Consider the following 13680-nt stretch of genomic DNA (forward strand, 5'->3'; position numbering starts at 1 on the left):
GAGTATGCAACCGAGTGGCTTTGGTTTTACAATCATGAACGCCCCCATAAAGCCAACAATGGGAAGCCACCATTGATGGCTGCTTAACTTCTACTTTGAGCATCAGCTAAAAATGGGAGGATTACCTATTGAGCAATCTCAAGAACAATTATCTAAATTACAAAAGAAAATAATAATAGTATCTAGCTCTATTGGGGCTATATCAATATTTTTTTGTATTCTTATAGCCTATATCATTAGTCGTAGGTTATCGAAACCATTGGCAGATATTAATATTTTTACAAAAAATATAGCCGCAGGAAAATTAGGCAGTCGTTTAGTAGTAAAAAGTGAAGGCGAACTGGCAGAGCTTCAAAATCATATTAATGAAATGGCAACAAGCTTAGAAGGACAGCAACTGGAGTTAACGAATCGGCTTGCTCAATTGCAAATAGCAAAAACTGAAGCCGAGGCTGCTAATCATGCAAAGAGCTTATTTCTAGCAACAATGACCCACGAACTTCGAACGCCAATGAATGGTGCGCTCGGTATGTTACAACTTTTATCAACGACACCATTAAATAAAGAACAGAACAACTACATAGAAATAGCCAAAAATTCTAGTGAACACTTACTCAATATCGTCAACAATATATTGGACTTCTCTAAAATCGAAAAGGGCGATCTAAAACTCGCTAATCGTCTTTATTCTCCGGCGCTTCTATTCGATCTATTACTTACTCCGCTTGCTTTTGATGCTAAAAATAGAGGTATTGATTTTAAATACAGTGTCGGCTCGGAACTAAACGGTATCAAAGTTTATGGCGACGACACGAGAATTAGGCAAATCATTTTAAACCTTGTCTCTAACGCCGTTAAATTCACTCATGACGGAAACATTACAATTACTCTTCACGGTAAAGAAATTGATTCTAATCGACAGCAAATAACCCTTGTCGTAACCGACACAGGAATCGGTATAAACCAGGATGATCACCAAATAATTTTTGACAGCTTTCGCCAAGCAGATGGATCTAATCACCGTCGCTATGGTGGCTCAGGACTCGGTTTAGCAATAGTTAAAAGACTCTGCGAACTCATGGAAGCAAAGATCAGTTTCGAAAGTGAACTAGGGGTGGGTACGCAGTTCACTGTTCAATGGGTTTGCGCTTACGAACGACAATGTATTCATGCCCAAACCGATATCAACGAGACCACAGATAGTCTGAATGGCAAAAAAGTACTTATTGTCGAGGACAATCCTGTAAATCAAATGCTAGTGGCAAACATTGTTAAACGCTGGAACATGGAAGCCATTACCGCAAATAACGGAGAAGAGTGCCTTAAACAGTTAAATGATCACTCGATTGATATCATCCTGATGGATCTACAAATGCCAATCATGGATGGTTACGAGGCCTGCAAATATATTCGCCTAAATCCAGCGTTTTCTAGCCTTCCTATTATTGCTTTGACAGCAAATAACTTCCAAGAGGACAAAGATCACTGCTTTGCTGTTGGAATGAATGACTTTTTAAGTAAACCTGTCTCACTCAATATCTTAAAAGACAAAATCACGTTCTGGCTATCCACAAACGGAAGCATAAACTAGGCCTAAGGATGTGGATAACTAGCCCGAGAAATGGCAGTTACCCACAAGTAAAATTAAAGTGCCAACTTACCCACAATTCATCCACCGAAGTTCAGCACGATTCTGACACCTTACTTGTGGATAAAACACCAAGTTATCATCTAACAAATTTTTTTAAATTCAATAACTTAATATAGTTACTAACAAAATAGTGCTTCTTAATAATTATATTAAGTATAAAGAACTAAGATAATTTAAAGAGATATAAACATTAATTATAAAGAAAACATAACTGATTAAATATTCACCAATTCATTGCAGGACTCAGGGATACCCGTATAATTTCGCTCCTTCTCATTTACTTCGTATTAGGTGTCTCGTGGATTATCCGCAGCATTTCGACGTTATAGTCATCGGTGGTGGTCACGCTGGTACAGAGGCAGCCCTTGCGGCTGCTCGTATGGGCTGTGCAACCCTATTATTGACCCACAATATCGAAACCCTAGGTCAAATGTCTTGTAACCCAGCGATTGGGGGCATTGGCAAAAGTCATCTCGTAAAAGAGATTGATGCCTTAGGTGGCGCTATGGCTAAAGCTACTGACCTTGGTGGTATTCAATTTAGAGTACTAAACGCGCGTAAAGGCCCAGCAGTTCGCGCTACTCGCGCGCAAGCTGACCGAGTGCTTTACAAAGCCGCAATACGCTCAATTTTAGAAAATCAGGAAAATTTGGCCATTTTCCAACAAGCCGTAGACGATTTAATTGTTGAGAATGAAGAAATACGCGGTGTTGTAACCAATATCGGACTACGTTTCTTCGCTAAAGCTGTCGTATTAACCGCGGGAACCTTTCTTGGTGGAAAGATCCATATAGGTTTAGATAATCACAGTGGCGGTAGAGCCGGTGATCCGCCTTCGTTAGCTTTAGCACAAAGATTGAGAGAACTACCATTTCGCGTTGACCGCCTAAAAACAGGTACTCCACCACGAATCGACGCTAAATCAGTTAATTTTGACGGTCTAGAAGCTCAATGGGGAGACACACCGCGCCCAGTTATGTCGTATTTAGGTAATCAGCGACAACACCCAGAGCAAATGTGTTGTTGGATTACCCACACTAATGAACAAACACACGAGATTATTCGTGGCGGACTAGATCGCTCTCCAATGTACACCGGTGTAATCGAAGGTATTGGCCCCCGTTACTGCCCGTCGATTGAAGATAAAGTCCACCGTTTTGCTGATAAGAATTCCCATCAAGTGTTTATCGAGCCAGAAGGCTTAAATACTCATGAACTCTATCCTAATGGCATATCCACAAGTCTTCCATTTGATGTGCAGTTGAATCTGGTTAGATCGATAAAAGGGTTTGAGAATGCGCATATGACCCGCCCAGGCTATGCCATTGAATATGATTTTTTTGAACCGCGTGATTTAAAGTATTCTCTGGAAACCAAATTTATCTCGGGTTTGTTCTTTGCTGGCCAGATTAATGGCACTACGGGGTACGAAGAAGCGGCGGCACAGGGTTTACTGGCAGGTGCTAACGCCGCGCTATTGGCACAAGGCAAAGAAGCATGGTGCCCACGTCGAGATGAAGCTTACATTGGTGTGCTAGTCGATGACTTAATCACCATGGGTACTCGTGAACCCTACAGAATGTTCACTTCTCGGGCGGAATACCGTCTGTTATTGCGAGAGGACAACGCCGACCAGCGCTTAACTGAAAAAGGTCGTGAACTTGGTCTTGTCGATGATACGCGGTGGTCATCTTTTTCTGAGAAAAGAGAAAATATAGAACATGAACGCTCGCGATTAGCTGGTTTTTGGGTGCAGCCAGGCAGTGCAGCAGCTGTTTCGTTGGAAGCAAAAATAGAAAGGCCGCTCAGTCATGAGTACAACTTATTAGAGCTGCTTAAACGACCTGAACTCAAATATGCAGATCTAGCTCCGCTGGTAGAAAGTCCAGAAAATGCCGTTAGCGAGCAAGTTGCTGAGCAAATAGAGATAGGTGTGAAATATGCTGGCTATATCGATAGACAGCAAGATGAAATAGATCGTTTGCGTCGCTACGAAAATACTCGGTTGCCCATAGAATTTGATTACAGCAACATAGAAGGCTTGTCGAACGAAGTAAAACAGAAGCTCAGCAATACCCGTCCGCAAACCTTGGCGCAGGCGTCAAGAATTCCCGGTGTAACGCCTGCGGCTGTGTCTTTACTATTGATTTACATGAAAAAACGTGGACTGTTAGATAGGAAATCCGCCTGAGTGGACGGCATTAGGCAAGAGCTGCAAAACGGAATAGCAGCCTTAAAGTTAGTGGTTAGCGATCAACAATGTAACTTATTGATCGACTATCTGAATTTATTGCAAAAATGGAACCGTGCATACAACCTCACCGCGATTAGAGATCCCCGCGCGATGGTGAGCAAGCACCTTTTGGATAGCTTAAGCATTGCGCCCTATATCACCGCTGAACGTTGGCTGGATGTGGGTACGGGTGCGGGTTTACCCGGTATACCGTTGGCGATTTTGTTTCCAGAAAAGCAATTTGCGTTATTGGACAGCAACGGCAAAAAAACGCGCTTTTTAATTGAGGCGCGTCAACAGCTTAAGCTTCACAATGTGAGTATTCATTCCGAGCGTGTTGAGCTTTTTCAGCCAGATGCGCTTTACGATGGTATATTGTCGCGGGCTTTCGCGTCGTTGCTTGATATGGTGAACGGCTGCGAAAATCACTTAAAGCCAGATGGTTGCCTCTATGCGATGAAGGGAGTTTTTCCAGAGTCGGAGTTGAGTCAACTTCCAAAACACTTTATCGTCGAGCATTCTTACTCGTTGTCAGTGCCAAATGTACACGAAGCGAGACATCTTTTGGTGCTTGCTCGCGGCTGAACCACTGGTTTCAAAGTAAAACTTAAGGAAAATCCCTGTGGCCAAGGTATACGCAATTACCAATCAGAAAGGTGGTGTCGGTAAAACGACGACCAGCGTGAATCTGGCCGCGTCCTTAGCCGCAACGAAACGTCGGATTCTTTTAGTCGACCTTGACCCTCAAGGTAATGCCACAATGGGATGTGGTATTGATAAAAGTAGCCTTGAGTATTCGGTATACGACGTGCTGGTTGCCAGTAAACCCATCAGTGAATGTGTGGTATATGCCCCAGAATGTGGGTTTTCTATTCTACCCTCAAACCAAGATCTGACTGCGGCGGAAGTTGAATTAATAAACGAAATTGGTCGAGAGTTTCGCCTGCGGGAAGCACTCGCCATGGTTGCTGACCAATATGACTATATTTTGATAGATTGCCCGCCATCATTAAACATGCTTACAGTGAATGCTCTCGCGGCTTCAACCGGTGTCGTAATTCCGATGCAGTGTGAGTACTACGCATTAGAAGGCTTGAGCGCCTTGATCAATACCGTTAATCGCGTAAAACAATTAATAAACCCCGGGCTAGAAATTGAGGGTATTTTGCGCACCATGTATGACGGGCGTAATGGTTTGACTAATCAAGTGACTGACGAGTTACGGCGCCACTTTGGGAATAAGGTTTACAGTACCGTTATTCCTCGCAATGTCCGCTTAGCGGAAGCACCCAGCCACGGTTTGCCTATATTATTTTATGATAAGCAATCTAAGGGCGCGTTGGCGTATTTGGCATTAGCCGGGGAAGTACTACGTCGAGCGGCGGCAGTAGAAACTGGGGCTGATGTAAGCACTAACTCACAGGCTGAACAGATTCATGGTTAAAAAAAGAGGATTAGGTCGTGGGCTTGACGCGTTATTGGGTGCGTCGGCAACACCGGTAGCTATCAACACCGACTTGGATAATACAAATACGGCTCAAGGTGTTGAGACTACTGCTGCTTCAGACGCCGCAACGGCAGAATCGCGCGACGGTACCTTGCGTAACCTTCCCGTGGAGTTTATGCAGCGTGGTCGTTATCAGCCGCGCCGAGATATGCAGCCAGAAGCGTTAGAAGAGCTGGCGAATTCAATACGTTCACAGGGTATTATGCAACCGATTGTGGTTCGCCCTATTGAAGGTGGTCGCTACGAAATTATTGCTGGCGAGCGTCGTTGGCGCGCATCTCAATTAGCAGGATTAGATTCGGTACCGGCTTTAATCCGCGATGTGGCGGACGAAGCTGCCGCTGCCATGGCCCTGATTGAGAATTTACAGCGCGAAGATCTAAACCCCATGGAAGAAGCATTAGCCATGGTGCGTTTACAGAAAGAATTTGAGTTAACACACGCTGAAATTGCGCAGTTGGTGGGTAAATCTCGAACTACAATCACCAATTTACTTCGTCTTACCGGGCTTAGAGAAGAAGTTCAAAGGCTGTTAGAAAATGGCGATATAGAAATGGGGCATGCGCGGGCCCTACTCGGTGTGGTTCAAGAGCAGCAATCCGCAGCGGCATCGACAGTAGTTAGCAAAGGTCTGTCTGTACGCCAAACAGAAGCACTGGTTAGACGTTTGGCAGAAGAACAGCTGCAAGGAAAATCGACAAAGTCGGTCGCACTTGATCCCGATATAAAACAACTCCAAGAAAGTTTATCTGAACGCTTGGGCTCGCCAGTATCCATTCAGCACACCGCAAAAGGCCGCGGGACTCTAACGATTAAATATACAAACCTTGATGAGCTAGACGGTATTTTAAATCACATAAAATAGCGTATTTTGTGCACAGTGAAATAAAACCCTACATTATGTAGTGCTTTTAATTAAAAAGTAGTGATGGAATTTAGATAAATTATTGATTGTTAGGGGTTAAATAGATTTGGTGAATATATGACATATAATTCATAAGCACTTAAATCGGTTGAACATTAACCATATTACCCCTATAATTCGCCCCGTTTTTTGGACAAGCAGTACGAGCACTAAATCGGCCTTTTTTGGCAATAGCGGTGACACTATGACAGCAGAAAATGAGCGGAGAATTCCGCGAGCTGTTCATAAAGTACCCACACCGCCGATACTGAAAATATACGGTTTTCAATGCGCGCTTGTGCTACTAGCCAGTGTCATGCTGATTCCCCTGGATAAGGTTACGGCCTATTCCGCAGTTATCGGGGGAATGATTTCCGTTGTGCCGAATGCTTATTTCGCGCGCCAAGTATTTCGTTACGCTGGCGCGGCTTTCGCACGTGAAGTCACTCGGTCTTTTTATCGAGGTGAATCCGGAAAATTCGTGACAACAGTAGCAATGTTCGCAGCAACGTTTGCGTTAGTTCAGCCATTACAGGTGTTTGTTTTATTTATCGCATATCTAATCGTTATGCTGCTAAACGCTGTAATACTTGCCCGCTATGCTGGGCTTGGTAAAAAGATTTGAAAATTTGGTCAACGCGTTAACTTATACGAGAGTGACACATGGCAGGTGAATCGCAATCCACCGTTGGGTATATCCAGCACCATCTTACCAATTTGACCTATGGCAAATTGCCAGCCGGTTTTGAACGTCTTGACGAGTCTGGTCACGTACATGAAGTATTGAGCCAAGATACGTGGACAATCGCGCATAGCGGAGCTGAAGCGTCTGCAATGGGGTTCATGGCTATTCATGTTGACTCGATGCTGTGGTCTATCGGTTTGGGTTTTTTGTTTTTGGTAATATTTTCACGCATTGCTAAGCGCGCTCACAGCGGCGTTCCACGTGGTGCTCAAAACCTGCTTGAAATGATCATTGGTTTTATTGATCAAACCGTAAAAGATGGTTTTCACCACAAAAACGCCATGATTGCGCCAATGGCATTAACCATATTCATGTGGATTCTTCTAATGAACACCATGGATTTGGTGCCAGTAGACTGGATTCCTGCCTTCATGGGTTGGGTTACCGGTAATCCGCATTTCTTCTTTAAAGTAGTACCAACGACTGATCCAAATGTAACCTTAGGTATGGGTTTCACCGTGTTCGGATTGATGGTGTACTTCACTATTGCGAAAAAAGGCTTTATGGGCTTTGTTAAAGAACTGACATTGCACCCATTCCACAGCCCAAAATGGTACGTCAATATTTTACTAGTGCCGATTAACTTCGCACTGGAAGCAATTTCTTGGATTTCTAAACCGATTTCTTTAGGTCTTCGACTATTCGGCAACATGTATGCCGGCGAAATGATATTTATCTTGATAGCGACTATGTTTGGTGCTGGTTTGGTACTTGGTATATTCGCCGGTGTATTGCAGTGGGCGTGGGCGGTATTCCACATCCTAGTTATCACACTACAAGCTTTCGTCTTTATGGTGCTTACCATTGTTTACATGGCAACGGCGCATCAAATTGAAGAAGAAGACCAGTTTCACTAATTACCATTTTTATTAACTTAAAGTTGAAAGTAGGAGAACTACCATGGGTTTAGCATTGATCGCTGTTGCGTTGATGATTGGTTTTGGCGCACTGGGCACGGCAATTGGCTTTGCAATTTTGGGTGGCAAATTGCTGGAAGGTTCAGCACGTCAGCCAGAACTAGCACCAATGCTGCAAGGTAAAATGTTCCTGATCGCTGGTCTGCTTGATGCGGTTCCAATGATTGGCGTTGGTATTGCGATGTACGTACTGTTCGTTGTTGTTCCAGGTCTGCCAGCGTAATTGCACGCAGCTAAAAAACACCAACAGCAAATTCATACAGCAGAGGTATCGGCGTGAATATTAATCTCACACTGATTGGACAATCGATCAGCTTTCTGTTCTTTGTATGGTTCTCCTACAAATTTGTATGGGGTGCCATTCGTACAGCGATGGATGAGCGTGAAAAGCAAATCGCTGATGGTCTGGATGCTGCGGATCGCGCGGGTCGTGATCTTGAGTTAGCTCAAGAAAAGGCGACTAAGCAATTACGCGAAGCCAAATTAGAAGCATCAGGCATTATTGATGCAGCTAATAAACGTGCCAGCCAGATCGTTGAAGAAGCGAAAGACGTAGCACGAACTGAAGGCGAACGCCTGAAAGCAGCTGCCGAAGCACAGATTGAGCAAGACGTGAACCGCGCGAAAGAACAGCTGCGTTCACAAGTTGCCAAGCTTGCTTTAGTGGGTGCTGAAAAAGTGCTTGAAGCATCTATCGATGAGTCTGTTCATAAAGACATGGTCGACAAGCTGGCCGCAAGCCTTTAAGCGAGGTTGATCATGGCGGAATTAAGCACAACAGCTAGACCCTATGCCAAAGCGGCTTTCGAGCATGCATTGGCATCTTCAGCGTTGGCCGAATGGTCAGCAATGCTGAATACCGCAGCAGCAGTTGCTCAGCAGTCGGGCGTCCAGAAAGTTCTGGGTTCTCCGGCGATGACAACCGCTCAGCAAGCACAGGCATTTATTGATGTCTGTGGCGATACATTTAATGCTGGCGGCGAAAATTTCATCAAGATTCTCGCAGAGAATAAACGACTGAGTCTGCTTCCGACTATCAGTGAGTTGTTCGAGGCGCAGAAGGCCATCCAAGAGCAGACCGTGGATGTAGAATTGACCACCGCGTTTGCGTTGGACACAGCCTCTGAGAAGCATCTTGCCGAAGTTTTAAGTAAGAAATTGGCTCGCCAAGTAAATGTTCACTCTCACGTAGATGCCCAGTTATTAGGCGGCGTGGTGATAAGAGCAGGTGACTTGGTGATAGATGGCTCGGTGCGCGGTCGCTTGGCGAAACTCGCTGAAGCATTAAATTCCTGAGCGTTTAAAGAATAGGATTGAGGAACAGAGCATGCAGCAACTGAATCCATCCGAGATTAGCGATATTATCAAACAGCGCATCGACAACTTAGATGTGTCTGCGCAAGCCCAGAACGAGGGCACGGTAGTATCGGTATCTGACGGTATCGTACGCATCCACGGTTTGACCGATGTGATGTACGGCGAAATGATCGAGTTTGAAGGTGGCCGTTTTGGTATGGCACTTAACCTTGAACGCGATTCTGTAGGCGCCGTGGTTCTAGGTGACTACCTTGGTATCGCCGAAGGCCAAACCTGTAAGTGTACTGGTCGTATATTAGAAGTACCGGTTGGTCCGGAATTGCTAGGTCGCGTTGTTGACGCACTGGGTAACCCTATCGACGGTAAAGGCCCAATTGACGCGAAACTGACTGACGCGATAGAAAAAGTTGCACCTGGTGTAATTTGGCGTAAATCGGTAGACCAACCAGTTCAGATTGGTCTGAAAGCGGTTGACGCCATGGTACCAATCGGTCGCGGACAGCGTGAGCTGATCATCGGTGACCGTCAAATTGGTAAAACAGCGATTGCGATCGACGCCATCATTAACCAGAAAGCGTCTGGTATTAAATGTGTGTACGTAGCAATTGGTCAGAAAGCATCTTCTATCGCAGCCGTTGTGCGTAAGTTAGAAGAGCACGGCGCAATGGACCACACTGTTGTTGTTGCCGCTACCGCTTCTGATCCAGCATCTATGCAGTTCATCGCACCGTTTACTGGTTGTACTATTGGTGAGTACTACCGTGATCGCGGCGAAGACGCACTGATCATTTATGATGATTTGACCAAGCAGGCTTGGGCCTACCGTCAAATCTCTCTGTTATTGCGTCGTCCACCGGGTCGCGAAGCTTATCCTGGCGACGTTTTTTACCTCCACTCTCGTTTGCTTGAGCGCGCGGCGCGTGTATCAGAAGCCTACGTTGAAAAATTCACCAACGGTGAAGTAAAAGGTAAAACAGGTTCATTAACAGCTCTTCCTGTTATCGAAACCCAAGCAGGTGACGTATCGGCTTTCGTACCGACCAACGTTATCTCTATTACCGACGGTCAGATCTTTGTCGAGACTGACATGTTCAACGCAGGTATTCGTCCTGCAATGAACGCCGGTATTTCGGTTTCGCGGGTTGGTGGTGCAGCACAGACTAAGATTATTAAGAAATTGTCTGGTGGTATTCGTACCGCACTTGCTCAGTACCGTGAATTGGCAGCGTTCTCTCAGTTTGCTTCTGATCTTGATGAAGCAACTAAAGCGCAGCTTTCGCAAGGTGAGCGCGTTACCGAACTGATGAAACAGAAACAATACAGCCCCCTTAGCATTGCTGATATGGGTCTGTCTTTGTACTGCGCCAACGAAGGCCATTTCAAAAACGTTGAAGTTGCTAAGGTTCTTGATTTTGAATCTGCAATCTTGTCTTTCGCCAACAGTGAATACGCTGCGGTTATGAAAGAAATCAACGACAGTGGTAACTGGAACGCGGAACTGGAAGGCAAGTTCAAAGAACTCGTTGAAAAGTTCAAGGCAACTCAGACTTGGTAAGACGTTAAGCTGCGCACTACTGCGCAGCTTTTCTGCTTGAGGATTGTTGAATCATGGCAGGTGCAAAAGAAATACGCACCCAGATCTCCAGCATCAAGAGCACGCAAAAAATCACTAGCGCCATGGAAATGGTTGCGGCGAGTAAAATGCGTAGAGCTCAAGATCGCATGGAAGTGGGTAAACCCTATGCACAGCGTATGCGCGCTGTGGTGGGTCATATCGCCAATGCAAATCCAGAGTACCGTCATCAGTACATGACTGAGCGGGAAGTTAAACGCGTCGGTTTCGTGATTGTGTCTACTGACCGTGGTCTTTGTGGTGGTTTAAACACCAATGTGTTTAAAGCAGCTATTAAAAGCATGAAGGGCTGGTCTGAAAAAAATGTAGCAATTGATCTGTGTTTGATCGGCAGCAAGGCCGGCGCATTTTTCAAAAGCCACGGCGGTAACGTGGTAGCTGCTGCAAAGGACATGGGCGAATCACCTAGCGTTGCAGATTTGATTGGCAGTGTGAAAGTTATGTTAGACGCGTATGCAGACGGCAACATCGATCGTTTGTATTTGGTTGGTAATGAGTTTGTGAACACCATGACTCAAAGCCCCTTCGTCAGCCAGTTACTGCCCTTGGAAGCCGAGCAAGACGACAGCTTGAAACATCACTGGGATTATATTTATGAACCCGGTCCAGAAGAGTTGTTAGAAGGCTTGCTGACCCGCTACGTAGAGTCACAGGTATATCAGACAGTTGTTGAGAACGGCGCATGTGAACAAGCCGCTCGAATGATCGCAATGAAGAATGCGACCGACAACGCTGGCGATATTATTGATGGTCTGCAGTTGGTATATAACAAAGCGCGTCAGGCAGCGATTACCCAAGAACTGTCGGAAATTGTAAGTGGTGCTGCGGCGGTATCGTCGTAAGCGTTTTGCACTGCTTAAACAGAATTTGATTATTTAGGTTTTTAAGAGGAACCGGACATGAGTAGCGGACGTATCGTACAAGTTATCGGCGCCGTTATCGACGTGGAATTTCCACGCGATGCGGTACCACAGGTCTATGATGCACTGTTGGTTACGGACAGCGGTCTGACCCTGGAAGTGCAGCAGCAATTAGGAGACGGCGTAGTTCGCACCATCGCCCTAGGTTCTTCTGAAGGTTTGCGTCGTGGTCTTAGCGTAAACAACACCAAAGAAAAGATCATGGTACCTGTGGGCATTGAAACCCTAGGCCGTATTATGGACGTACTTGGCAACCCAATCGATGAGTGTGGACCGATTGGTGAAAAAGAGCGCATGCCTATTCACCGTAAAGCACCAGCTTACGAAGAGTTAGCCGCGTCATCTGACTTGCTCGAAACAGGTATTAAAGTAATCGACTTGGTTTGCCCGTTTGCTAAAGGCGGTAAAGTTGGTCTGTTCGGTGGTGCGGGTGTTGGTAAAACCGTAAACATGATGGAACTGATCAACAACATCGCTACCGAGCACAGCGGTTTGTCAGTATTCGCCGGTGTTGGTGAGCGTACTCGTGAAGGGAACGACTTCTATCACGAGATGCAGGAAGCGGGCGTTGTAAACGTTGAAGACTTTAGCAAATCTAAAGTAGCGATGGTTTACGGTCAGATGAACGAGCCACCAGGCAACCGTTTGCGCGTTGCACTAACTGGTTTGACTATGGCTGAAAAATTCCGTGACGAAGGCCGTGACGTACTGTTATTCGTTGATAACATCTACCGTTACACCCTTGCTGGTACCGAAGTATCTGCACTATTGGGTCGTATGCCATCTGCGGTTGGTTACCAGCCTACACTGGCTGAAGAGATGGGTGTTCTTCAGGAACGTATCACCTCGACTAAGACAGGCTCTATCACTTCTATCCAAGCGGTGTACGTACCTGCGGATGACTTGACTGACCCATCGCCAGCAACCACCTTTGCTCACTTAGACTCTACTGTTGTATTGAGCCGTGATATCGCTGCTAAAGGTATTTACCCAGCGGTAGATCCACTGGACTCGACTTCTCGTCAGTTGGATCCGCTGATCATCGGTACTGAGCATTACGAAGTTGCTCGCGGCGTACAGAACGTTCTTCAGCGCTATAAAGAGCTGAAAGACATCATCGCGATCCTTGGTATGGACGAATTGTCTGAAGAAGACAAAACCACTGTAGAACGTGCACGTAAAATTGAGCGTTTCTTGTCACAGCCTTTCCACGTTGCTGAAATCTTCACCGGCAGCCCAGGAAAGTATGTATCTTTGAAAGATACCATTGCTGGCTTTAAAGGCATTCTTGGCGGTGATTACGATCACCTACCAGAGCAGGCCTTCTACATGGTTGGTACCATCGACGAAGCAATCGAAAAAGCAGCTAAACTGTAAGCTCGCGCAAGCGAGCTTTACGCCTGAGAGGCTAAAATATGGCTATGACTATCCATTGTGACATCGTTAGTGCTGAAGCAGAGTTGTTTTCTGGTCGTGCTAAGTTGCTTGTTGCAAACGGTACTCAGGGTGACCTGGGTGTGACTTATGGTCACGCACCGTTGCTGACATCGCTAGAGCCAGGTCCAGTACGTCTTGTGCTAGATGATGGCGAAGAGCTGATTTTTTACGTATCTGGTGGTTTTCTGGAAGTACAACCCAATGTGGTCAGTATTCTTGCAGACACTGCTATTCGTGCTGGCGATCTCGACGAGGCCGCTGCGCTAGAAGCGCAAAAACATGCTCAGCAAACTATGCTAAATCAGAGTGGCGATATCGACTACTCCAGAGCAGCGGCACAGTTAGCAGCAGCAACAGCTCAACTTCGGACCTTGCAGCAAATCCGTAAGTCACTGAGTAAATAATACGGCTTTAGC

Annotated in this window: 14 protein-coding genes; all 14 read left to right on the top strand. The window is 45.7% G+C overall.

Annotated elements, in window-relative coordinates; all coding sequences use genetic code 11:
- The first annotated feature begins 112 nt into the window (after positions 1–112).
- The 14 genes from O9X78_RS17945 (at position 113) to O9X78_RS18010 (ending at position 13668) form a co-directional block, all read left to right on the top strand.
- Positions 113–1591: an ATP-binding protein gene (locus O9X78_RS17945; RefSeq protein ID WP_269621090.1), complete on the top strand. Its 1479-nt coding sequence runs from the start codon at positions 113–115 to the stop codon at positions 1589–1591.
- A 358-nt stretch (positions 1592–1949) separates the two neighbouring features.
- A complete protein-coding gene (gene mnmG, locus O9X78_RS17950; RefSeq protein WP_269621091.1) occupies positions 1950–3842 on the top strand; it encodes a tRNA uridine-5-carboxymethylaminomethyl(34) synthesis enzyme MnmG in 1893 nt (630 codons plus the stop codon).
- Positions 3843–4469, top strand: coding sequence for a 16S rRNA (guanine(527)-N(7))-methyltransferase RsmG (gene rsmG, locus O9X78_RS17955; protein WP_269621092.1), 627 nt, complete (start codon positions 3843–3845; stop codon positions 4467–4469). It begins immediately after the preceding gene.
- A 37-nt stretch (positions 4470–4506) separates the two neighbouring features.
- Complete coding sequence (locus O9X78_RS17960) at positions 4507–5328, top strand: ParA family protein (RefSeq protein WP_269621093.1); 822 nt, start codon at positions 4507–4509, stop codon at positions 5326–5328.
- Positions 5321–6256, top strand: a complete 936-nt coding sequence (locus O9X78_RS17965) for a ParB/RepB/Spo0J family partition protein (RefSeq protein ID WP_269621094.1) — start codon at positions 5321–5323, stop codon at positions 6254–6256. Before O9X78_RS17960 ends, O9X78_RS17965 begins: the two co-directional genes overlap by 8 nt.
- A 244-nt stretch (positions 6257–6500) precedes the next feature.
- Positions 6501–6920: an ATP synthase subunit I gene (locus tag O9X78_RS17970; RefSeq protein ID WP_269621096.1), complete on the top strand. Its 420-nt coding sequence runs from the start codon at positions 6501–6503 to the stop codon at positions 6918–6920.
- A 38-nt stretch (positions 6921–6958) separates the two neighbouring features.
- The gene (atpB, locus tag O9X78_RS17975) at positions 6959–7897 is read left to right on the top strand and encodes a F0F1 ATP synthase subunit A (protein ID WP_269621097.1); all 939 of its coding nucleotides are present in this window, start codon (positions 6959–6961) and stop codon (positions 7895–7897) included.
- Between the two features lie 43 nt (positions 7898–7940).
- Positions 7941–8180 carry a F0F1 ATP synthase subunit C gene (gene atpE / locus O9X78_RS17980; RefSeq protein WP_008253083.1) on the top strand — a complete coding sequence of 80 codons (240 nt, stop codon included), beginning with the start codon at positions 7941–7943 and terminating at the stop codon, positions 8178–8180.
- 53 nt (positions 8181–8233) lie between these two features.
- The gene (locus O9X78_RS17985; protein ID WP_269621099.1) at positions 8234–8704 is read left to right on the top strand and encodes a F0F1 ATP synthase subunit B; all 471 of its coding nucleotides are present in this window, start codon (positions 8234–8236) and stop codon (positions 8702–8704) included.
- Between the two features lie 12 nt (positions 8705–8716).
- A complete protein-coding gene (locus O9X78_RS17990) occupies positions 8717–9253 on the top strand; it encodes a F0F1 ATP synthase subunit delta (RefSeq protein ID WP_269621100.1) in 537 nt (178 codons plus the stop codon).
- Between the two features lie 31 nt (positions 9254–9284).
- On the top strand, positions 9285–10829 hold the full coding sequence (gene atpA / locus O9X78_RS17995; protein WP_269621101.1) for a F0F1 ATP synthase subunit alpha: 1545 nt from the start codon (positions 9285–9287) through the stop codon (positions 10827–10829).
- 53 nt (positions 10830–10882) lie between these two features.
- The gene (gene atpG / locus O9X78_RS18000) at positions 10883–11749 is read left to right on the top strand and encodes a F0F1 ATP synthase subunit gamma (RefSeq protein WP_269621102.1); all 867 of its coding nucleotides are present in this window, start codon (positions 10883–10885) and stop codon (positions 11747–11749) included.
- Positions 11750–11806: 57 nt separating this feature from the next.
- Positions 11807–13204 (top strand): F0F1 ATP synthase subunit beta, encoded by a 1398-nt coding sequence (gene atpD / locus O9X78_RS18005; protein WP_269621103.1) that lies wholly within the window; start codon positions 11807–11809, stop codon positions 13202–13204.
- Between the two features lie 38 nt (positions 13205–13242).
- Positions 13243–13668, top strand: a complete 426-nt coding sequence (locus O9X78_RS18010) for a F0F1 ATP synthase subunit epsilon (RefSeq protein ID WP_269621105.1) — start codon at positions 13243–13245, stop codon at positions 13666–13668.
- The last annotated feature ends 12 nt before the right edge of the window (positions 13669–13680 follow it).

The organism is Zhongshania aquatica, from assembly GCF_027257955.1.
Lineage (GTDB): Bacteria > Pseudomonadota > Gammaproteobacteria > Pseudomonadales > Spongiibacteraceae > Spongiibacter > Spongiibacter aquatica.